Raw genomic sequence first — 21,243 nt, 5'->3', positions numbered from 1 at the left:
CTCCTGTCTGGAATCTGTAAAACTCGAACTTCGGGCCGGGGGCCCGTTTGGGACGCGACATTATCCCCAGCACTGGTTGTTTGTCAACCGCTCTCGGGGGTTGTTTGTGACCGGCCCCGTTTCGCCGTGTGACTGCCGTTATTTGAGGAGTCTACTGAGGAGTCTACGGCTCATTCCCGGGGCAGGTCGCTGGGTAGCTCCAGGGAGAATACGACGCCTTGCCCATCCTCTCTATTGCTGGCTTTGAGGCTCCCCTGATGGAAGTCCGCGATCAGGCGTGCGATGTGCAGCCCCAGGCCCAGGTGGCCGGCCTTGCCGCCGTCGTCGCGGACGGAAACCAGAGAGTCGAACAGTTTCCGGCCGAAACCTTCCGGCAGCAGTGGGCCTTGATTGCTCACCGCAAGGACATAACCCCGTTTGTCGCGAGTCAGTGTCAGCGATATTTTGCTGCCCTCGGGGGCAAAGCTCACCGCGTTGTCCACCAGCTTGTCCAGCAATTGCGCCAGGAGTTCCGGTGCGCCGTAACAGGGCTGTGGGGAGGGGGGGCAATTCAGGGCAATACGGTGCGCGGGGTGTGCATCGGCGTAGCTCTGCGTCAGGACCTGCAGCAGGTCGGCGAGGTCGAACGCCTCTTTTTCGGCTTGGCTGATGCTCGCTTCCAGATGACTGGCGGCGGACAGGGCGTTGAGGATCGATGACAGTCTGGCGCCACCGTCTGCGGCCCGTTCCGCGTATCGACGGCTTTCCTGGGACAGGTCGCCCGCACTGAGATTGTCGAGAGACGAACGCACCACCGCCAGTGGCGTGCGCAACTCGTGGGAAAGTTTGCTGGCCAGACTGCGCAGGTACTGGTGGTAGTGGTCCAGCTCTGCCAGCAGGCTGGCAAAGGAGCGATTCAGCGCGCCCAGCTCGTCGCGGATAAAGGGTTTGGGGAAGTCTCCGCGCAACCTGCCGCTGGCATCCACTGCATTGCTGGCAGCGCGCTGCAGGCGTCGGATCCGCCACGAGAGCCAGCTGGCATAGCCCAGCAGCAACAGTAGCACCAGACCGGCGGCGCCGGCAGTGATCAGCCACAACCGTCGCGCGGCGGATTCGGTCAGGGATTGCAGGGCGTCAGCGGACTGGCTGGCAATGACGCGTCCCAGAATCGGTCGCTCGATGATTTCGTCGGCGCGGGTGATGACCGGCACGCTGACGGCGCCAATACGGCTGTCGCTCCCGGCTGTAGAGTCTGGCGCCGCGCGGAACCACTGGCCAGTGGTTTCGCGGTTTTTTGTCAGTGCATCCGGATAGTTGTCGTCGGGCAGGGGTGGCAATGCCGGTGTGTCCAGGATCTGGCGATAGAACCAGTCGCGCAGCCAGGGGGTGCTTTCTTTTGGCGCGGAGTCGTCTTCTTCCGGCGGGAGCAGGCTACCGGTTCGGGCGAGGATAAACCCCTCTTGGTCCACAACGGTCAGCTCAAGATCCGGGCGGGCAAAGTGCGTCAGTTCCTGTTGCAGGGCGGGCAGGCGTTCCACCAGCTTTCCGGGGCGCCCGTCCGCGGGCAGCGTGCTTGCTTCCCGCGCCGGCGGGCCGCCGCTGCTGTCTGCGCGATCGATCACGCGCAGTGCCAGTTCGCCATGGCTGAGTGCCGCGGGCAGGGTCAGTTCCAACTGGTAGCCGCGGGTGGAGGCGGACCAGCGTCCCCGCAGGCGCAGTTCCCGCTCGTATTTGCCGCGGCGGGGATTGAACCACAGGGCTTTTACCGGTCCCTGGCTGGCTACCGGAAGAATATAGCGTTCGCGCGCGGTGAACACTTCCACCAGGTCGCCGCTGGCCGGCAGTGTGCTGCGGGGGTCGTGATAGCTGGGGGTGCGGTCTTTGACTGTCAGCAGCAGATAAATCCGCTGTGCATTTTTGCCCAGTGTCACCTGCGCCAGCGGTTCGCCGTCTTCGGCGATTAATTGGCGCGGCTTGAACTTCTGCGCGCGCCATTCGCCACCGTAACCGTCCACAACCGGCGGTTGCGGCAGGGGGTTCAGATACAGTTGGGCACCCGGCGGGCGGCCGCCGCGTTCCGGGTCCGGGGCGATTAGTTGCGGAGCGCTGGCGAGGCGAGCGGCGATGGCGTTGCCGGTTGCCTCCAGGGTCTGCATCTGTCCCTGGGTCAGGGCGGCATCCACGTGACGCAGGTACTGGCAGCCCGCCCAGGGCAGGGACAGGGTGATCAGGCTGAGAAGGAGCAGTTGGCTGCGCAGTTTCACAGGGATACGTTCTTGATAATGGTCACTTTTGTGTTTTGTTTCAGGCCTGCCAGCGGTAGCCCATACCGTAGGCGGTGCTGATGGCGTCAAACTCTGGATCGATACTCTGGAACTTGCGCCGAATGCGTTTCACGTGCGAGGTGATGGTGTTGTCATCCAGTACCACGCGCGCTGCCTCCATCAGTTGACTGCGGGACTTTACGTGCCCCGGTCGCTTGGCGAGGGCGTGGACGATCCAGAACTCGGTTACGGTGAGGTCCACCAGGGTCTCCTGCCAGTGGCAGTGCAGGCGCGAAACATCCAGGGTGAGATCGCCCTGGTTGAGTGTTTCGCCGTCATCGCTCTGGGACTGCATCATGGAGACCCGGCGCAGCAGGGCGCTGATGCGCGCCTGCATGTGGGGCAGGGAGATATCCTTGGTGAGGTAGTCGTCGGCACCGAGGCGCAGCCCGGAAATGATGTCCAGCTCCGAGTCCCTGGCGGTAAGAAACAGGATCGGCAGGGTTGGTGCCATGGCGCGCAGCTCCCGACACAGATCAAAGCCACCTTCGATTTCCGCCCCCAGGCCAACATCAATGACTGCCAGATCCGGCAGGCGCTGCTGAAACGCAGCCAGTGCGTCCGGGCGGGTATGGTAGAGGTTCACCTGGTAACCGGTGCGGCGCAGGGCGTCGCGGTAGTTTTCGGCGATGGCGATCTCGTCTTCAACGATGGCGATTGTGGGACTGGTCATGGGTTGTGTTCCGGCACCGTGTAATAAGTCTTGTATGGCGCAAAATCATGCCCGAACTCTGGGGCGGCTGGCAAAGATTGCCGGCAAATAGGGTTGAAGCCTGTTGGGAGATGATCGCCTGTGCAGTGATTTTGGGCGTTTGGCTGGGGTATGAGCGCGCGTAAAAAGCGTAGTCACAGGCGGAGCAAAAAGGCGCGCAGCGTCGGCCGCGCGCAAGCTACTACTTACAGGGCAAGTACTACTGGGGCTGGATTACTGGCACAGCCACTTTTGTAGAGCGGCTGTGCCTGGTTTGGGGCGTCGAGGCCGGTTTAGACGTCAATTAAAAGGTGCCGGCGACGCTCTGGTCTGTATGGGACTCGGAGGTCAATGAGTCGAAGGTGCCGAAGTGAATGTCCACCCGGCGCTCCAGGGCGTAGGCATCCAGATCACCTTTGTTGGCCTGTGACTGGCTGGCACCGAGAGCGTGACGCTCTATGCGCTCAGGGGCCACACCGTAGGCTTCGAGTGCGCGCTGTACACTGAGGGCGCGTTGGTCTGAAAGCACATTGTTATAGCCGTCACTGCCGCGAGGGTCAGAGTGGCCTTCCAGGTACACCTTCATTTGCGGGTGACGGATCAAAAAGTCGGCCATGGCGGCGACCTGGCGCTCCTGGGCTTCCTGCAGTTCATCGTCTCCGGTAGTGAACAGCATCTGAAAGCTCAGGCTGTCAAGCGCCAGTTCCTGGGCATCGTTGGCGGACAGGCGTGCAGCGTCCAGCTGTTGTGCCAGATTGCCCAGTTCAGTACGGCTTTCGGTCAATTGGGTTGCTAGCATGTCAGCCTCTTCTGCTTGCTTGATCTGTTCGCCGAGCCAGGCGCCGCCCAGTGCTCCGGCAATAAAGCCGACCGGACCACCGACAGCGGCGCCCGCAACGGCAGCGCCGGTAAATACGGTGGCCTGCTTGGCCGGGGTGAGAGCAGAGCTCTCGAATTCTTTTTCCACGCCAGCCTCTGAAGCGGCGGCACTGTTCACGGCCAGACCATTCAGGGCCAGGCTGCTCAGGGTTGCTGCCATCAACATCTTTTTCATGATCGTGTTCCTTGCGATTGTCGGATTGAAATGACTGCTCTTTGTGTCCGGTCGGGATGAGTTTCCCTCTCCGGTTGAGTGTCATTTAACCCCCGCAAGGAGGCGCTCACGTGGCGTGGATGGGGCAAATTCCGCAGCAATTATGGCGAAATGTGGCAGTGTGCCCCGAAACCCGGTTCAGGCTTCTACGCTTTGGATGACGTTACTGCTGGCGGCGACGATAGCGGTGGTCACGGGGTTGGTCTATCCGCACCCGAACCCGCTGGGGACGCGGCCCCATGGCTACCACGGCGTACAACAGGATCGCCAGTACCAGTGCGATAATCAGCGCATTGATGGTCATTCCATTTCTCCTCTGTTACCGCCTGTCCCTGCGGCTCGCCAAATGCATAACCTGAGTATAGTTCCGGTTGGCGTCAAAAGTAGGGTTGTGACAGTGCCGCCCGCGATTGGTTTTATTCGAGCCTGCCGGCGGCGACCGCTGGTGGAGCGCGGTGAATAGGGTAGACTTGCCGGCCATTCACTCAGGAAGCGGAGTTTTGGCATTGAGTACGCCCGAGCAGCGGAATTCCGAGCAATTACCGCCCGGATCGGAAAAGAAAGATAGCCCCCGGCGCGGCCTGCTGCACGGTACATCCGTAGTGGGGAGCGCCACCATGCTGTCTCGGTTTATGGGGCTGGCGCGGGATGTGGTGTTTGCCCGCCTGACCGGCGCCGGAGACGCGGCAGACGCGTTTTTTGTTGCGTTCAAGATCCCGAACTTCTTCCGCCGGCTGTTCGCCGAGGGCGCCTTTGCCCAGGCCTTTGTGCCGGTATTGGCGGAGTATCGCCAGAAGGGGGGGATTGCCGCGGTGCGGGAGCTCAATGACCGGGTGGCCGGTGCCCTCGGTGGCACCCTGTTGTTGGTGACCCTGTTCGGCGTGCTGTGCGCGCCCCTGGTGACCGGGCTGTTTGCCTTTGGTTGGTGGTGGGGCGGCGATGAGCCGCAGAAATTTGCCCTGGCGACAGAGATGCTGCGCATCACCTTTCCCTACCTCATGTTGATATCGCTCACCGGCTTTGCCGGCGCGGTACTGAACAGTTTTGACCGCTTTGCCATTCCGGCACTGACCCCGGTACTGCTGAATCTGGTCTTGATCGGCGCGGCCACGATTGCCGCGGGCTGGTTTGAACCTTCGGTGATGGCGCTGGCCTGGGGGGTGCTGGTCGCCGGGGTTGTGCAGTTGTTGTTCCAGATCCCGTTCCTGATCGGTCAGGGCCTGTTGCCGCGGCCGCGCTGGGATTGGCAGTACCCGGGGGTGCGCAAGATCCTGCGCCTGATGGCACCGGCCATTTTCGGTGTCTCCGTTACCCAGATCAGCCTGGTGCTGGATACCGTACTGGCTTCATTTCTGCCCACGGGATCGGTGACCTGGTTGTATTTTTCCGACCGCCTGACCGAATTGCCCCTTGGGGTTTTCGGGGTGGCGGTGGCCACTGTGATCCTGCCCAACCTCTCCCGCCAACACGCCGGCGGTGATCCGCGACTTTTCCGGCACACGCTCGACTGGGCCCTGCGCAGCGTGACACTGATTGCGCTACCGGCTGCCGTTGCCCTGTTCGTGCTCGCCGAGCCGCTGCTGACGGTGTTGTTCCAGTACGGCAAGATGACCCCGCGGGATATGGAAATGGCCGCCTGGTCACTCAGGGCGTATACCTTTGGCCTACTATCGTTCATGCTGATCAAAGTGCTGGCACCGGGCTATTTCGCTCGTCAAGACACCGCCACCCCGGTGAAATTCGGACTGATCGCCATCGCCTCAAAAATGGTCCTGAGTCTGTTGTTTGTGATTCCCCTGAACCACTATTTCCAGCTTGGCCACATGGGCCTGGCCGCGGCCACCGCCGGGCAGGCGGCCATCAATGCCTGGTTGCTGTATCGCGGTCTGCGCCAGGGGGGGGTCTATACACCGGAGGCGGGCTGGGGGGGCTATCTCCTGCGCCTGTTGCTGGCCAACCTGACCATGGCGGCGGTGCTGCTCGCATTTCTACACTACTGGCCGCAATGGCACGAATGGCCCTGGTGGCAACGGGTATGGCGCATGGGGACACTGGTAGCCGCCGGCGGTGCCGCATACGGACTGACCCTGCTCGCCAGCGGTCTGCGCCCTCGGCACTTCCGGGCCACATCCTGAGGTCAAAATCCGGTATACTGCGCGGCTTGGTTTTGCAAGGGTGAGTAGAGCACTGTGAACGAGCAACGGGAGCTGATTCGCGGGTTGCACAACCTGCGGCCGGACCACCGGGAATGTGTGGCCACCATCGGCTCATTCGATGGTGTTCATCTTGGCCATCAGGCCATCATCAGTCAGTTGCGGGCCCGCGCGGCGGAGCACAAACTGCCGGCGGTGGCGATCATCTTCGAGCCGCAGCCGCACGAGTACTTTTCCGGAGAGAAGGCCCCGGCGCGCCTGATGCGTTTCAAGGAAAAGGTACTGGCACTGTTTGAGGCGGGCGTGGACCGGGTGTTGTGCCTGCAGTTTAATGAGCGCCTGCGCAGCCTCTGTGCCGAGACATTTGTCCAGCAGGTGCTGGTGGATGGGCTGGGGGTGCGTCACCTGGTGGTGGGAGATGACTTCCGCTTCGGTTGCGACCGCAGCGGCGACTATACCTTGTTGCAACAGGCAGGTGCCCAGGCCGGCTTTACTGTGGAAGATACGGCTACCCTGGAGGTCGCCGGTGAACGGGTGAGCAGCACCCGTATCCGCAAGGCGCTGGAAAGTGCGGACTTTGCGCTGGCGGAACAGTTGCTGGGCAAGCCGTACCGGATCACCGGTCTGGTAGCCCGCGGCCGCGCCCTGGGGCGCCAGCTGGGAGCGCCTACCGCGAATGTGCGTTTGCACCGGTACCGCTCGCCGTTGGTGGGGGTGTATACCGTTACCGCCAGGCGTACCGATGGCAGTCCGATGGCGGGCAGCTGTATGGAGGTGGCGGGGGTGGCGAATGTGGGGTTCCGGCCAACTGTGGAAGGCGAGGGCGCGAAGCCGTTGCTGGAAGTGCACTTGTTTGATTTCAACGGCGATCTGTACGGCCGTGAAATAGCGGTGACTTTCTGTCACAAGCTGCGCGATGAAGAGAAGTTTGAGTCGCTGGACGTACTCAAACAGAAAATTGCGGAAGATATTGAGAACGCGAAAGCGTGGTTTGCCAACCGCAACTCAAACTAAATTAACGACTCCTCTGCATCAAAATATTCAGTACTTTGATGCGAAGGCAGAGCGCCGGGCATCAGTTTTCAGGAGCGTCGCAAACAGGATGTTTGCGCCGCAGCTTACATGGATGTATTCACAGCGGTCCTGAAAACTGATGCCCGGTGATGTGCCGCCACTGTACTGGCCAGGTATGGGCCCCGGAGCAGGACGTTGGTGCTCTGCTCCTTACCCGGTGGCGCCGGAGCACTGGGTATCAGGTTTCAAAATCGCTGCGAGTACATCCATGTACGCTCCGGCGGTGACGTCCCTGTCACCGACGGTTTTGAAACCTGATCCCCAGCACTCCAGCTTAAATTTTCAGTCTTGTACTTCGTAAGCGGAATAGCGCGGAGTGCGGCTGGGTGAATAGTGAATTGATTCTCGAGCTACAACCGAAGTAGATAACCAATGACCGATTACAAAGCGACCCTGAATCTGCCGAAAACCGACTTCCCCATGCGTGGCAATCTGCCCAACCGGGAACCGGAGATTCTGAAGAAATGGCAAGAAGGAAAGCTCTACGAAAAAATTCGTGAAGCCCGCGCCGGTCGTGAGCAGTTTATTCTGCACGACGGCCCTCCCTACGCTAATGGCGATATCCACATCGGTCACTCGGTTAACAAAATTCTGAAGGACATCATCGTCAAGTCGAAAACCCTCAGCGGCTTCGACGCCCCCTACGTGCCCGGCTGGGACTGCCACGGCCTGCCCATCGAACATAAGGTGGAGCAGAAAGTCGGCAAGGCCGGCGTGAAGGTGGACCACAAAACCTTCCGCCAGAAATGTCGCGAATACGCCGCCAAACAGGTGGAAGGCCAGAAGAAAGACTTTGTTCGTTTAGGTGTTTTTGGCGAGTGGGACAATCCCTATCGCACCATGGACTTCGAATTCGAAGCCGACATCATCCGCGCCCTCGGTCGCGTGGTGAAAAACGGTCACCTGGCGCGCGGCTTCAAACCGGTTTACTGGAGCGTGGTGGGCGGCTCCGCCCTGGCGGAAGCAGAGGTGGAGTATCAGGATAAAACCTCCTTCTCCATCTACGTCAAGTACCCGGCCACCGAAGAAACCGCGCTGGCCATTGCCGACGCCGCCGGCGGTCATGCCGGCGATGGCGACCTGTCCGTAGTGATCTGGACCACTACGCCCTGGACCCTGCCTTCTTCCCAGGCCGTGTCTGTGCACGCAGATCTGGAATATGTGATTGTGCAGGTTGGCGGTGAGCGCCTGCTGGTAGCGGAAGAGCTGAAAGACGCGGTACTCGAAGCCGCGGGCCTCAATGGAGAAGGCGGTGAAGTCGTGGGTCGCATTCGCGGCGCGGCGCTGGAGCACCTGAAAATCCAGCACCCGTTCTACGACAAAAAGCTGCCGCTGATCCTCGCCGATCACGTCACCACCGATGCCGGTACCGGCTGTGTGCACACCGCGCCGGACCACGGTCCCGACGACTTCAATGTCGGCAAGCACTACGGTATCGAGACCCTGAATTACGTGGACGACAACGGCGTCTACCGCGATAGCGTGCCGCTGTTTGCCGGCGAGCACGTGTACAAAGTGGACGGCAAGATTGTCGAGCTGTTGAAAGAAAAGGGTGTTCTGCTGTTTGAAGATAAACTGGTGCACAGCTACCCGCACTGCTGGCGAACCAAAACGCCGCTGATCTATCGCGCCACGCCGCAGTGGTTTATCAGCATGCAACAGAATGACCTGTTGGATCACGCGCAGACAGCCGCCGACGCCGTGGAGTGGATCCCCGGGTGGGGGAAAGCGCGCATCGATTCCATGCTGGATGCCAGCCCGGACTGGTGTATCTCCCGTCAGCGCACCTGGGGTGTGCCCATTGCCCTGTTCGTGCACAAAGAGACCCACGAGATTCATCCAGATACCCCGGCGCTGATGGACAAGGTCGCAGAGCTGGTAGAGAAAGGCGGCATGGATGTCTGGTTCGACCTGGATGCCAAAGAACTGCTGGGGGATGAGGCAGAGCACTATCAGAAAGTCACCGACACTTTGGATGTGTGGTTCGATTCCGGCGTGACCCACTATGCGGTGCTGGGGCGTCGTGACGCGCTGCGCTTCCCGGCGGATCTGTATCTGGAAGGTTCCGACCAGCATCGCGGCTGGTTCCAGTCGTCTCTCAAGACCTCCATCGCCATCAATGATTGCGCGCCCTACAAACAGGTACTGACCCACGGTTTCACCGTGGATGCACAGGGCCGCAAGATGTCCAAGTCCATTGGTAATACCGTGGCCCCCCAGGATGTGATCAACAAAATGGGTGCGGACGTATTGCGCCTGTGGGTGGCGGCAACCGACTTCAGTGGTGAGATGGCGGTCTCCGACGAGATCCTGAAGCGCACCGCCGACTCCTATCGTCGCCTGCGCAACACCGCGCGCTTCTTCCTGTCCAACCTTGCGGGCTTTGAGCCCGATAGAGATCTGCTGCCGGCGGACGAACTGCTGGCGCTGGACCGCTGGGCACTGGATCAGGCGGCCCGACTGCAGGACGAAATCATCGCGGCTTATGATCGCTACCAGTTCCACCAGATCTACCAGAAACTACATAACTTCTGCGTGGTAGAGATGGGTGGCTTCTATCTGGACATCATCAAGGATCGTCAGTACACCACGCAGGCGGACAGCGTTGCGCGACGCTCCGCGCAGACCGCGCTGTACCATATCGTGCAGGCATTCGTGCGCTGGGTAGCGCCGATCCTGAGCTTCACTGCAGAAGAGCTGTGGCAGTTTGTGCCCGGAGAAAACGGCGACAGCGTGATGCTGGCGGAATGGTACCAGCTCCCGCAAATGCCGCAGGACTCGGTGATGGATTCCGATTTCTGGGATGCCATCGCCGATGTGAAAACCGCCGTGAACAAGGTCCTGGAAGAGCAACGAGCGGCGGGGAACATTGGTGGTTCCCTGCAGGCGGCGGTGACTCTCTATGCGGATCCTGCCCTGCTGGAAAAACTGGACGCGCTGCAAGATGAGTTGCGCTTTGTTCTGATCTGTTCCTCCACCTCGGTGCAGCCGTTGTCCGATGCAGCCGGTGCGGAAGAAACCGAGCTGGCGGGCCTGCGTGTCGCTGTACATAAAGTGGATGCGCCCAAGTGTGGCCGCTGCTGGCACTTCCGTGAGGATGTGGGCAGCAACAGCGAACACCCGGAGCTCTGCAGCCGCTGTGTGGAGAATGTCAGCGGTGCCGGCGAGGAGCGTCACTATGCCTAATAATTCGGGGCATAAAATCTTCAGCAGCCCGCTGCGCTGGTACCTGCTGGCACTGGCGATTATCGTGATCGATATCGTCACCAAGGTCTGGGCGGTGGACCAGTTTATGTACGGCCCGGCGCTGCAGATTATTCCCGGGTTGTTGCAGTTCACCTATGCAGAAAACTACGGTGCGGCGTTCAGCTTTCTCGCCGATGCCGGCGGCTGGCAGCGCTGGTTCTTCGGCGCCGTCGCGATTGGATTCAGTGCGGTGGTGATCATGTGGATCTGGCGACTGCCCGCGGTGAAGCGCTGGGAGCCTACCGCGCTGGCGCTGATTCTCGGTGGTGCCCTCGGCAATCTGTGGGATCGGATCCTGCTGGGGTACGTGCGCGATTTTATTTCCGTGTACTACGGCAATTGGCATTTCCCGGTATTCAACGTTGCCGATATGGCGATTACCGTGGGCGCGGCAATGCTGGTCATCGAACTGCTTTTCTTCAAAGATCGTAGTGACGAAGGTTCAGAAAAAAGCGCCGAAGTGTAGGTGTAGAAGGGTAAAAGTTCAGAGCAGTATTATGAGTAACAATGAAATCGGCGAGCATAGCCGCGTGACCCTGCACTTCAGCCTCAAGCTGGATGATGGTTCCGAAATCGACTCCAATTTCGAAGGTGAACCGGCCACATTTATTGTGGGCGATGGCAACCTGCTGCCGGGGTTCGAGCGCGCGCTGTTTGGTCTCAAAGCGGGCGATGAAGCCGAAATAGAGATTCCCCCGGAGGCCGGATTCGGTCAACGCAACCCGTCCAATATCCAGAAAGTCCGCCGGGATCACTTTTCCCCGGACATGGAGCTGGAAGAGGGGTTGGTGGTTTCCTTTGACAATGGCAGTGGTGAACTGCCCGGTGTGATCAGCGAAGTGAGCGAGGACGATGTGACCGTCGACTTCAATCACCCTCTCGCCGGTCAGACCGTATTCTTCACCGTCAAAATTCTCGAAGTGGCCTCGATCAACTGAGGCCCGACCAGAGCGTAACTCTTATGCAGATTCGTCTCGCCAATCCCCGTGGATTCTGTGCCGGTGTAGACCGTGCCATCGATATCGTCAATCGCGCCCTGGACGTGTTCGGCGCGCCGATTTATGTGCGTCACGAAGTGGTTCACAACAAGTTCGTCGTGGACAGCCTGCGTGAACGCGGTGCGGTGTTTGTGGATGAGTTGGAGGAAGTGCCGGATGATGTCATTGTCATTTTCAGCGCCCACGGTGTTTCCAAAGCGGTGCAACAGGAAGCGGCCAGCCGCGGCCTGAAAGTCTTCGATGCCACCTGCCCACTGGTCACCAAGGTGCATATGGAAGTGAGCAAGTTCAGCACCGACGGCAGTGAGTGTATTCTCATCGGCCACGAAGGGCACCCCGAGGTGGAAGGCACCATGGGCCAGTACGATACCGGCAATGGTGGAACCATTTACCTGGTGGAAGACGAGCAGGATGTGGCGAAACTGGAAGTCCAGAATCCGGATGACCTGACTTTCGTCACCCAGACCACGCTTTCCGTGGATGACACCTCCCGAGTGATCGACGCCCTGCGGGCCAAGTTCCCCAATATTCGCGGCCCGCGCAAAGACGACATCTGCTATGCCACCCAGAACCGACAGGATGCGGTCAAACAGTTGGCGTTGGAGTGTGATCTGGTACTGGTCGTGGGCAGCCCCAACAGCTCCAACTCCAACCGCCTGCGGGAATTGGCCGAGCGTTGTGGTGCCGAGGCCTATCTGATTGATGGTTCGGACTGCATCGACGCCAGCTGGCTGGCCGGGAAAAATACCGTAGGTATTACCGCCGGCGCCTCAGCGCCGGAGGTACTGGTGGAGCAAGTGATTCAGAAACTGCGGGATCTGGGGGCCAGTACCCCGGATGAGATCGCGGGTATTCCGGAAAATATCAGCTTCAGTCTTCCCAGGGAGCTCCGGTAAAGCCTTTCCAGCGAGCTCCGGTAAAGCCTTCCCGGGCGGTCAAAATACAGGCGGGCGCCCTGCCCGTCTATCGTCTGCGTACTACCGTTTGTCGGCGTTGCCCTAATGCCGTGACGGAGTCACTTCCATCTATTCTCTGAATTGATATAAAGCAAAGCAATAAAGCCTTTTTAAAAGTGGGCCAGCTTCGCCCCTGTTCCAGAGTAGATCAATAATGGATAAGACCACTCGCCAGAATGGCTTCACGCTCGTTGAGTTGATGGTCGTCATTGCCGTCCTTGGCATTATCCTGGCCATCGGTGTTCCCTCCTTCCGCGCCATGATCCAGGACTACCGGATCGTTACCACTACCGACGAAATCAGCAGCGTACTCCAGTTTGCCCGGGCAGAGGCCGTGCGCCTTGGTGGGGGCGTTGGGGTCAAGGCCGTAGGGGACGATGTGGCCAACGGTCTCAGGGTATTTGAAGACGCAAATGCAAACGGAAGTTATGACGCAGGAGAAGAGGTTCGCGTTTTCAACATAGAGAACGCAAACCTGACGCTGGCCTCAGATGTCGGCGGCATTGATACGGCGGACCTCGAATTTATTTTCAATGCGCGCGGAGAACCCGATATTACCGATACCCTCAACCTGGGGATGTGTGACGAGCGGACAGGAAATTATGGCCGTCAGTTACAGATGTTGGTTTCCGGTGCCGTTCGGTTGCAAAAAAACACTGCGTGTTCCAGCTAGGACTGGAGGGGGATGAAAATGAAAAAACAACAGGGCGCTACGTTAATAGAAGTACTGATATCTGTGCTGGTCCTTGCCGTTGGCCTGCTGGGTGTTGCAGCCACTCAGACACTGTCGTTAAAAAACGGTAATGGTGCAAACCAGCGCTATATGGCTGCCCTGGCGGCGCAGGAAATTGTCGAGCGCATGCGCGCAAACCCCGCAGGCCTAGCACAGGGCGGTTACGACGGCACGGTAGATGGAAAGGAAACCGCGAAAAGCTGTGCGACAGCCTGTAATGTCAGTGACTTGGCGAGCATGGATCTCTATGAATGGGACCAATTACTGCAGACGAACTTACCTGCATCCACCGGGACCATTGCCCGCAATGGTGATGAAGTTACGGTAACGGTTGCCTGGAAGCAGCAGCATACCGGGAAGAATCTCGGTAGCTCTAAAGGTGGTACTGAAGACACGGACTTTGTGATGACGGTGGAGCTTTGATATGCGAATGATGACAAAGCAAAAAGGGCTTTCACTGGTAGAGCTGATGATCGGTGTCCTGCTTAGCTCTCTGCTGCTGTTGGGGGTTCTGCAGGTGTTTCAGAGCAATACCAGTACTTCTCGCACGCAGACAGCCTTTTCGCGCATTCAGGAAAGTGGCCGCTTTGCGGTTGATATGCTGAGTAAAGAAATCAGGGCGGCCGACTACTGGGGCTGTGCGCCCGATCAGGAGAGCATCGGCAATACTCAGACAGGCTTTTTTGGCACTGTCGGAGCCGATGGTGTGCAGGGGCGGAATAACGTTGCCGCTGGGCAGAAGGTGGGAGAGAAGGACGTAGTAGCAGGCACCGATGTGCTGATTATCAGTAGCTCTGTTGATGCCTGTGCGGGAGCGGGACGCTTGCTTGATCCGGCAAGTGCGCTGTTGCCGGAAGTCAGTGGCAACTGCCCGATTGCAACCGGAGATGTTGTGTTAATCGCAAACTGTCGTGCCGGGGATGTAATTGCCATCACCGGTGTCAACGGTGCGTTGGGCGAAGGGAACCGGGTAATCTCGCACGGTTCTACTTTGCAGGATGCCTACGGCGCGGACTCGAAGATCCTGAGACCCTACCAGCATACATACTTTATTGCCGAGGGCGCGCCGGGAAGCAACTCCCTTTTCATGCGCGATGAAAATGGCAATACCCAGGAATTGGTGCCGGGCATTGAAGACATGCAGGTCAGCTACGGGCGCGATACGTCTGGCGATGGGATTGTGAATATCTGGCAGGCAGCGGAAGCGAATCTGAACAATATGGCGCAAGTGACCGCCGTTAAGCTACAGCTGTTGGTGACCAGTGATGAACCGGCAGGCGTCGATACACAGACAATTACCGAATTGGATGGCACTGAGACAACCTACAGTGACGGGCAGTTGCGTAAACTCTACGTCGCTACCGTGAAGGTGCGTAATCGCGGGAGAATGTAATGAAAAAACTTTCCAGTCAGCAGGGTGCGGTGCTTATTGTCAGCCTGATTATTTTGCTGGCGCTGACCATGATCGGCGTTTCCGGCGCCCGCAGTGTGATGATGGGCGAGCGTATGACGTTTGCTTCCAGGGATGCAAAGGTGGCCTTGGAAGTGGCGGAGTCCGTTGCGCGACAGGGAGAAGCCCATATCGATGCATTGACGGATATCAACGGGTTTGGCACTACTGGTTGGCGACGCGCTGCCGGTGAAGGCCCCAATGATCTGTTCGATAGTGCAACCTGGACTGATGCAAACTCTCAAGAAGTTGAAGTTGGAATGACTGGCCCCAACGGCAGTACCAAGTTGAAAGGCCGGATGTATATCGAGCTGGCGGGGTTGGCATCGGATGATTCCGATGCGGCGAATGTGGATATGAGTGCCGGAAAGCCAAAGCAGGAATTTCCGGATATTCAGGTGTTCCGCATTGTCTCCCGCGGAGTGGGCGTCGGCGGCACCGAGCGCATTATCATCACGCACTATGGTCGCGCCCTGTAAGGTAATGATAAGAATTCAGAAATAGAGACCGATTACTTATGAAACGGAATGATCAAATTACCTTGCGAGTTTCTTTCCGATCTCTGATTGCGGCATTTTCACTGACGCTAGCAACCAGCGTTTCTGCGGCGCCGGGTGAGCTGTCGGATGTGCCACTTTACACCCGTGGTGGTGCTGAGCCGAATATTATGTTTGTGCTTGATTCCTCGGGTTCTATGCAGGGAGAGATTTGGCCTCCGAGTGATTACGAAAGCGAAGCTGATTATGGGACTTGCTCAAACCCTATATCAAACACTTACACAACGACCGAAGAGCAATGGGTCTGGCCTCAAGGCTGGGTTGAAGTTGAAGTGGAGCGAAATCACAACTACGAAATAAACTTTCGAGTAAATCGTACCGATGGGAGTGTCCAATTTAAAGTAGATGATGGCGGAGGTTGGCGCACTTGGAATAACTCCAGCAATTGCTTCGACGAAGACGACGATTACCGCGCTTGGATACATGCGTATGGTGATTATGGTAATTATTATTACACGGGTAGTGATCCACAGTTTGGCGATTACAGGGATGAATCCGCTAGCGGTAAATTGCTGAACTGGTATTTCTCTGAGCTGAATGATGCGGGCACCTATGTCGCGGCAAAATTTCTAGGCGCAGACGGTGACGCCGCCCGCTCTAAGGTTCCTGTAACTCGAACGGATGTTATGAAGGCGTCGGCAGCAGAGCTGGTAGCGGGGCTTGAAGACGTTCGGGTGGGCCTTATGCAATTTGACGGCTCCGGTAATGCAAACGGAGGCGAAATGCTGGCCGGGCTGACCAGTGTAAGCGCAGACACGCGTGATTCGTTGCTGTCAGCGATTGCTACTATCGGTGCTAACGGGGGAACGCCACTGGGAGAAACTTTTGAAGACGTCGGACGTTACTTTATTTCTGGATATGAAAACGAAGAATTATCGATTGTTCAGGAAAGTTGGCAAGGTGTCACGACGGAAACCAAAAATGGCAGCGAAATCTTCGAGAGTGAACCTATATGGAATGGCGTGGCTAAACCGAACCGCACGGTTGAAGGCGGAGCTATTCAATACTATTGCCAGAAAAGCTTTATGGTCGCGCTCACCGATGGGGAGCCGACTAGTGATAGAAATGTCAGTTCGGAACTCGAGGATTATGATTATAATTGCGATGGTATAGATGGTTGTACTACGGGCAATGATGAATCTATGGATGACGTGGTCAAGGCTTTATACGATATGGATTTGCGGCCCGACCTGAAAGACGCAGATGATCAACCGGTACAACATAATATTGCCAGTTATATGATTGGTTTTGCCAATAGTGATCTTTCAAATAGTAAAGTTTTGACAAATTCCGGCTATTTTGGAGCGGGATACCACACTCCTGAAAAGGAGTGCTCGGGATCCGATTGCTCGTATGTCTATAGCGCAGATAATGCTTCACAGCTGGCTGTCACCTTCAACCAGATTATTAATAAAGTCCGTGCCGTTGTCGGTAGCTCCAGCTCCGTCGCTTTCAACTCCACTTCTCTGGAGGCGGGCTCCGCTATTTTTGCGGCAAGTTTTGATAGCGGTGACTGGAGTGGTGGCTTGTCTGCACTGGGGCTGGATGACGAGGGGGATATCGACTTTGATGCAACCTGGAATGCGGGGGATATTCTGGACGATATGGATCCCGATGAACGAGTAATGCTGACTTATAGGCCCGGCACCGGCGGGGTTCCATTTACTGTCGCAGGACTTGATTTTGACGGCAGCGATGGGGATACGGAAGCGGACCTGAACATCAATACTTCCAGTGGCACTGCCGTCGAAGATGATCGGGCGTCGGAGCGGATTGCTTATCTGCGGGGTGACCGCAGTAATGAAGGCAATAGTGCGGATGAATTCCGGCAGCGCGGCGGCGTATTGGGGGATATCGTCAATTCGACTCCGGTCTATGTTGGCGCACCCGATGCCGGCTGGGCCAGCAAAGACTTCCCCGAGGCCGCTTCTTACGCAGCGTTCAAGAGCCAGAAAAGCAGCCGTACGCCGGTAGTGTATGTGGGGGCCAATGATGGCTTTCTGCATGGTTTTAATGCAACGACTTCGGGCGCGGATGCGGGTAAAGAGTTGATTGCGTATTCCCCGGCAGTGCTTGCCAGCACAGGGCTGGAAGAGGGGCTGCACGCACTGACGTCACAAAACTACCTGCATAAATATTATGTGGATGGTACGCCGACGGTGGTCGATGCGTATCTTGGCGACGGCGGTAATGGCGCGTGGAAATCAGTGCTGGTGGGTGGCCTTGGTGGCGGTGGTAAGGGATATTTTGCGCTGGACGTGACCGATCCCTCCAACTTCAGCGAAGATAATGCTGGCAGTATTGTGTTGTGGGAGTTTACAGACAGCGATAACAGCAACCTGGGTTATACCTTCAGTCGTCCGCAGATTGGCCGTATGCCCAATGGAAAGTGGGCTGCCATCTTTGGCAATGGTTATAACAGCCATACCGGTGATGCTGGCTTGTTTATCGTATATCTGGACGGCAGTGGTCATGTTTACCTGTCCACCAGTACCGGCAGCAGTGCAGACAAAAACGGTCTATCCACACCTGCAATTGTAGATGCGGACCTGGACGGCACAATCGATCGCGTATACGCCGGAGATCTACGCGGTAATATGTGGGCGTTTGATGTTGATTCTACCGTGGCAGCGGAGTGGACTGTGGTGAATAGCGCTGGTACAGCCACGCCTCTGTTTACGGCTTCTGGCGAACCGATCACCGCCGCGCCATTGGTAGCGAGAAATACCGCTTATAAAAACGGGGCTTCACCGAATCTCCTGGTGACCTTTGGTACCGGTCAGTATCTGACAGAGCAGGATACGACAGATACAACCGCCGGTGGTTTTTATGCGGTGTCGGATAACGGCTCGTACGGCCTGAGCAAAAGTAACCTGATTGCGCGCACGATCAATAGCAGCCTGCAGGATGGCAACCGAACACTGACGGGTACATCCCTGAACTGGAGTACCAGCAGGCTGGGTTGGTATATCCAGTTGCAGCCAGGCAGTGCGACCCAGGGTGGCGAGCGGGTTGTGGCGCGCCCTGACTTATTGCGCAATATCATTTTCTTCAACACCATTATCCCCACCGGGCAGGTCTGTTCTGCGGGGGGGCACGGCTGGCTGATGGATGTGGATATCCGCACCGGGCTCCCGCCGGAAGGTGAAGGCGTGTACGACGGCAACGGAGACGGTGTTATCGATGAAGATGACGCGGCGTATGTTGGTGAGCGGGTTGACGGCGGGATGCCCAATGGCTCGGGCTTTTCCGGGGGCAATCAATATGTTCCGATTACTGATGGTAGTATCGATCCCAGACCAGTCGATCCCCCGGCCGGAGATAGGGTGGGGCGCTTGTCATGGGAAGAATTGACCCCGGATTAAGAATCTCCTGAAGCAGCTGCGTTGCATCAGTGACACCGGATATCCAGACAGAATTGAGAAAAAAGTTGGACACACGTATGAAAAAACAGCATGGGTTTTCCTTGATTGAGCTGATGATTGTAGTGGCAATCATCGGTATCCTCGCGGGGATTGCCTGGCCTTCCTATCAGGACCATGTGCAGGCTTCTCGTCGCGCGGATGCGCAGGGGGCGCTGATGGGGCTGGCGCAGGCGATGGAGCAGTATTTTACCGAGAATGGTACCTATACCGGTGCGGCTGACAATAACAATGTTCCGCAGATCTTTGCCACCGAAGCTCCATTGGACGGCGGTACCAAGTATTATAATTTGCGGGCGATCGTCGCTAATGACGGCGGTTCTTATGATTTACAGGCGCAGGCAAAGGGCGCGCAAGCGGATGATGGCAATCTCCTTCTGAGATCAACCGGCGAGAAAGGCTGGGATCGAGGGGATGATGGGAAATTTGGTGCCAGCGATATGTGCTGGAGTAAATCCTGTAGCTGATCAGCCGGGTGCTGTTGCGCAACTGAGGTTGTCCCCGCGACCTGTTTCCCGCACTCCATCACCGTCCTTGTCTTTACCGACATAGGGGCGGCCGATGGCGTTCAGGATGATCGTCCAGCCGATCTCTTCCTCTCCGCTGGGTGGACAGTACGCAAAATGTCCACTTTGCGCGGGGGTAGTACCATCTGGGCGAAAAGTGATATAGCCGGAATTATTGAAGGCCCTCCAACGGAGGGAGCCCCCGGAATCGGCACCCGAGAATATTTTCTCTATCGTCTCGCCGGTGTCCCTCTCCCCATCCCCATCCGGGTCGGCGAACAGAATGGCGCCTGACGACCAGTCGTTTCCGCAGCTTGCATCAATACCCCGCGGGCAAAGGGTGTATCTCTGCTGCTCGCTATAGGCCCGGGTTCGCATGAGAATCACTAAGTCAAACAGCTCGCGGGCTTTTGCCTCACTGCGGTAGCGTCGCACAAACTCCCCCATGGGAGGTACGGCCAGGGAGATTACGATGGCAAGGATCGTAACGGTGATGATTAGCTCTAGTATGGTAAATCCCGGTTGACGTTGCATGGCGTGGCTTCCTCATCCTTGAGTGCGCCTCAGCATATCAGGGATTTTTGAGAAGCCAATCACAGTCCATTACAGTACGATCGTGCTGATTTTGGGGCTGGCAGCCTGCTAATCTTCCATATCCAGTTTCTTCAGCCGATACCGTAAAGACCGAAAGCTGATCCCCAACTTCTGCGCCGCCGCCGTCCTGTTCCAGCGGGTTTCTTCCAGCGCTTTTTCCAGCGCCTTTTTCTCGATGTCCTGCAGGAATTCATCCAGCGATTCAAACGTTGAAGATGAGAACTGACCGGGGTACATATCATTGCCCCCCAGCCTGACACCGTCTGCCTCTTCCATTAATCCGGAATTTTCATGCAGCTTTGCTGAGACCGGGTCCAGTTGTAAATCTTCCGGTCTGATTGTTCTGCCATCGCAGAGCGCGAAGGCTCTTTGCAGAATGTTTTCCAGTTGCCTCAGGTTGGCGGGGAAGGAATAATTCTGCAGAGTGTTGAGGGCGTCCTGAGTGATTCGGGGCGTTGGGTTACCTGAGGATGCTGCCACCTCTCGCAAAACACTTCTGGCCAGCATGGGGATGTCTTTCTGGCGCTCTCTCAGTGGTGGAACTACCAGTTCGATGACATTGAGCCGGAAATAGAGATCGCTGCGTATCCGGTGAGCTGTGGCCGCATCCACCAGACTTTTGTGGGTGGCACTGATAATGCGAAGATCCAGCGCATGTTCCCGGTTGGCACTGGGTGAGTAAATCTTTTTGTTTTGAATGCACTGCAAAAGTTTTGCCTGCAGTGCCTCAGGCAGCTCGGTGATGTCATCGAGATATAGTGTGCCGCCGTTGGCAGCCATCAGGGGGCCGGATTCTGGGCCTTCTGTGTGGTTGCCAAACAGGCTGTGTTCGAGTTCGGCTGGGTCTTCGGCGCTGCAATTGACGACGACAAAGGGGGCGCTTGACCTGGGGCTGAATCGATGAATCTCCCGTGCTGCCAGCTCTTTACCCGCGCCGTGCTCTCCGCGAATATGAATTGGTGCATCCGTACGTGAGAGCTGTTCTATATGTTCCTGAAGCTTCCGGGTTTCAAGAGTCTGTCCCTGAAGCAGGGCATGCCACTCGGTCTGCGGTGAGCGTTTTTCTTCCCCGAGGCGCAATGCCAGCTGAACCAGCGCACGCAGGGGTTTGAGATTGATCGGTTTGCTGACGAAATCGAACGCACCCAGTTTCAGAGCGGCGACGGCGGTATCCATATTGCCGTGTGCGGTGATCACTGCCACCGGCAGAGCCCGATCCAGGGGGCGCTGCTGGATGTCCTTTACCAGCTCGAGTCCATCACCGTCCGGCAGGCGCATGTCCGTGAGGCAGAAATCGTACTGCTTTTCCGCCAAACGCCGTTTGGCCTCCGTCACGGACATGGCGATGTCAGTGCGTACGTCCATCCGGCTCAGAGTCATCGTCAGCAGTTCGCAGATATCGGGCTCGTCGTCGACGACGAGTGCTAGAGGTTGGCTTCCGGCCATAATCTTCTTATTGGGATTTTA

The 21,243-nt window shown here is 57.5% G+C and carries 18 protein-coding genes; 12 read left to right on the top strand and 6 right to left on the bottom strand.

Annotated elements, in window-relative coordinates; all coding sequences use genetic code 11:
- Positions 1-170: 170 nt before the first annotated feature.
- The 4 genes from LPW13_RS11760 to LPW13_RS11745 form a co-directional block, all read right to left on the bottom strand.
- On the bottom strand, positions 171-2,243 hold the full coding sequence (locus LPW13_RS11760) for an ATP-binding protein (protein WP_230435609.1): 2,073 nt from the start codon (positions 2,241-2,243) through the stop codon (positions 171-173).
- Positions 2,244-2,283: 40 nt separating this feature from the next.
- Positions 2,284-2,976 carry a proteobacterial dedicated sortase system response regulator gene (gene pdsR, locus LPW13_RS11755; protein WP_230435608.1) on the bottom strand — a complete coding sequence of 231 codons (693 nt, stop codon included), beginning with the start codon at positions 2,974-2,976 and terminating at the stop codon, positions 2,284-2,286.
- A gap of 322 nt (positions 2,977-3,298) precedes the next feature.
- Positions 3,299-4,048 carry an OmpA family protein gene (locus tag LPW13_RS11750; protein ID WP_230435606.1) on the bottom strand — a complete coding sequence of 250 codons (750 nt, stop codon included), beginning with the start codon at positions 4,046-4,048 and terminating at the stop codon, positions 3,299-3,301.
- A gap of 202 nt (positions 4,049-4,250) precedes the next feature.
- Entirely contained in the window at positions 4,251-4,391 is a 141-nt protein-coding gene (locus LPW13_RS11745; RefSeq protein WP_230435604.1) for a hypothetical protein, read from the bottom strand.
- A gap of 196 nt (positions 4,392-4,587) precedes the next feature.
- On the opposite strand from LPW13_RS11745, the gene murJ reads away from it, so the two are divergent.
- The 12 genes from murJ to LPW13_RS11680 all read left to right on the top strand — a co-directional run bounded on the left by murJ (position 4,588) and on the right by LPW13_RS11680 (position 19,143).
- Positions 4,588-6,222: a murein biosynthesis integral membrane protein MurJ gene (gene murJ / locus LPW13_RS11740; protein WP_377564272.1), complete on the top strand. Its 1,635-nt coding sequence runs from the start codon at positions 4,588-4,590 to the stop codon at positions 6,220-6,222.
- 54 nt (positions 6,223-6,276) lie between these two features.
- The gene (gene ribF, locus LPW13_RS11735; protein ID WP_230435602.1) at positions 6,277-7,254 is read left to right on the top strand and encodes a bifunctional riboflavin kinase/FAD synthetase; all 978 of its coding nucleotides are present in this window, start codon (positions 6,277-6,279) and stop codon (positions 7,252-7,254) included.
- 432 nt (positions 7,255-7,686) lie between these two features.
- Positions 7,687-10,500 (top strand): isoleucine--tRNA ligase, encoded by a 2,814-nt coding sequence (ileS, locus tag LPW13_RS11730; RefSeq protein ID WP_230435600.1) that lies wholly within the window; start codon positions 7,687-7,689, stop codon positions 10,498-10,500.
- Positions 10,493-11,026 carry a signal peptidase II gene (gene lspA / locus LPW13_RS11725; protein WP_230435598.1) on the top strand — a complete coding sequence of 178 codons (534 nt, stop codon included), beginning with the start codon at positions 10,493-10,495 and terminating at the stop codon, positions 11,024-11,026. Before ileS ends, lspA begins: the two co-directional genes overlap by 8 nt.
- A 31-nt stretch (positions 11,027-11,057) precedes the next feature.
- A complete protein-coding gene (locus LPW13_RS11720; RefSeq protein ID WP_230435596.1) occupies positions 11,058-11,498 on the top strand; it encodes an FKBP-type peptidyl-prolyl cis-trans isomerase in 441 nt (146 codons plus the stop codon).
- Between the two features lie 23 nt (positions 11,499-11,521).
- Positions 11,522-12,454 (top strand): 4-hydroxy-3-methylbut-2-enyl diphosphate reductase, encoded by a 933-nt coding sequence (ispH, locus tag LPW13_RS11715; protein ID WP_230435595.1) that lies wholly within the window; start codon positions 11,522-11,524, stop codon positions 12,452-12,454.
- A gap of 214 nt (positions 12,455-12,668) precedes the next feature.
- Entirely contained in the window at positions 12,669-13,187 is a 519-nt protein-coding gene (locus LPW13_RS11710) for a GspH/FimT family pseudopilin (RefSeq protein ID WP_230435593.1), read from the top strand.
- Positions 13,188-13,205: 18 nt separating this feature from the next.
- Complete coding sequence (gene pilV / locus LPW13_RS11705) at positions 13,206-13,670, top strand: type IV pilus modification protein PilV (protein ID WP_230435591.1); 465 nt, start codon at positions 13,206-13,208, stop codon at positions 13,668-13,670.
- A 1-nt stretch (position 13,671) separates the two neighbouring features.
- Positions 13,672-14,640: a PilW family protein gene (locus LPW13_RS11700; RefSeq protein ID WP_230435589.1), complete on the top strand. Its 969-nt coding sequence runs from the start codon at positions 13,672-13,674 to the stop codon at positions 14,638-14,640.
- Positions 14,640-15,176, top strand: coding sequence for a pilus assembly PilX family protein (locus LPW13_RS11695; protein WP_230435587.1), 537 nt, complete (start codon positions 14,640-14,642; stop codon positions 15,174-15,176). The genes LPW13_RS11700 and LPW13_RS11695 overlap by 1 nt, the downstream gene beginning before the upstream one ends.
- A gap of 38 nt (positions 15,177-15,214) precedes the next feature.
- Positions 15,215-18,619: a PilC/PilY family type IV pilus protein gene (locus LPW13_RS11690; protein ID WP_230435586.1), complete on the top strand. Its 3,405-nt coding sequence runs from the start codon at positions 15,215-15,217 to the stop codon at positions 18,617-18,619.
- A 77-nt stretch (positions 18,620-18,696) separates the two neighbouring features.
- The gene (locus LPW13_RS11680) at positions 18,697-19,143 is read left to right on the top strand and encodes a type IV pilin protein (RefSeq protein WP_277611198.1); all 447 of its coding nucleotides are present in this window, start codon (positions 18,697-18,699) and stop codon (positions 19,141-19,143) included.
- On the opposite strand, the gene LPW13_RS11675 is transcribed toward LPW13_RS11680, so the two are convergent.
- Positions 19,144-19,716 carry a GspH/FimT family pseudopilin gene (locus tag LPW13_RS11675; RefSeq protein WP_230435585.1) on the bottom strand — a complete coding sequence of 191 codons (573 nt, stop codon included), beginning with the start codon at positions 19,714-19,716 and terminating at the stop codon, positions 19,144-19,146.
- A 108-nt stretch (positions 19,717-19,824) separates the two neighbouring features.
- The gene (locus LPW13_RS11670) at positions 19,825-21,222 is read right to left on the bottom strand and encodes a sigma-54-dependent transcriptional regulator (protein WP_230435584.1); all 1,398 of its coding nucleotides are present in this window, start codon (positions 21,220-21,222) and stop codon (positions 19,825-19,827) included.
- Positions 21,223-21,243 lie beyond the last annotated feature (21 nt).

It is taken from the genome of Microbulbifer celer (assembly GCF_020991125.1).
In the GTDB taxonomy this organism is placed as follows: Bacteria; Pseudomonadota; Gammaproteobacteria; order Pseudomonadales; family Cellvibrionaceae; genus Microbulbifer; species Microbulbifer celer.
Note: the sequence above shows the minus strand (reverse complement) of the source record. Positions and strands in the feature narration are given on the sequence as shown.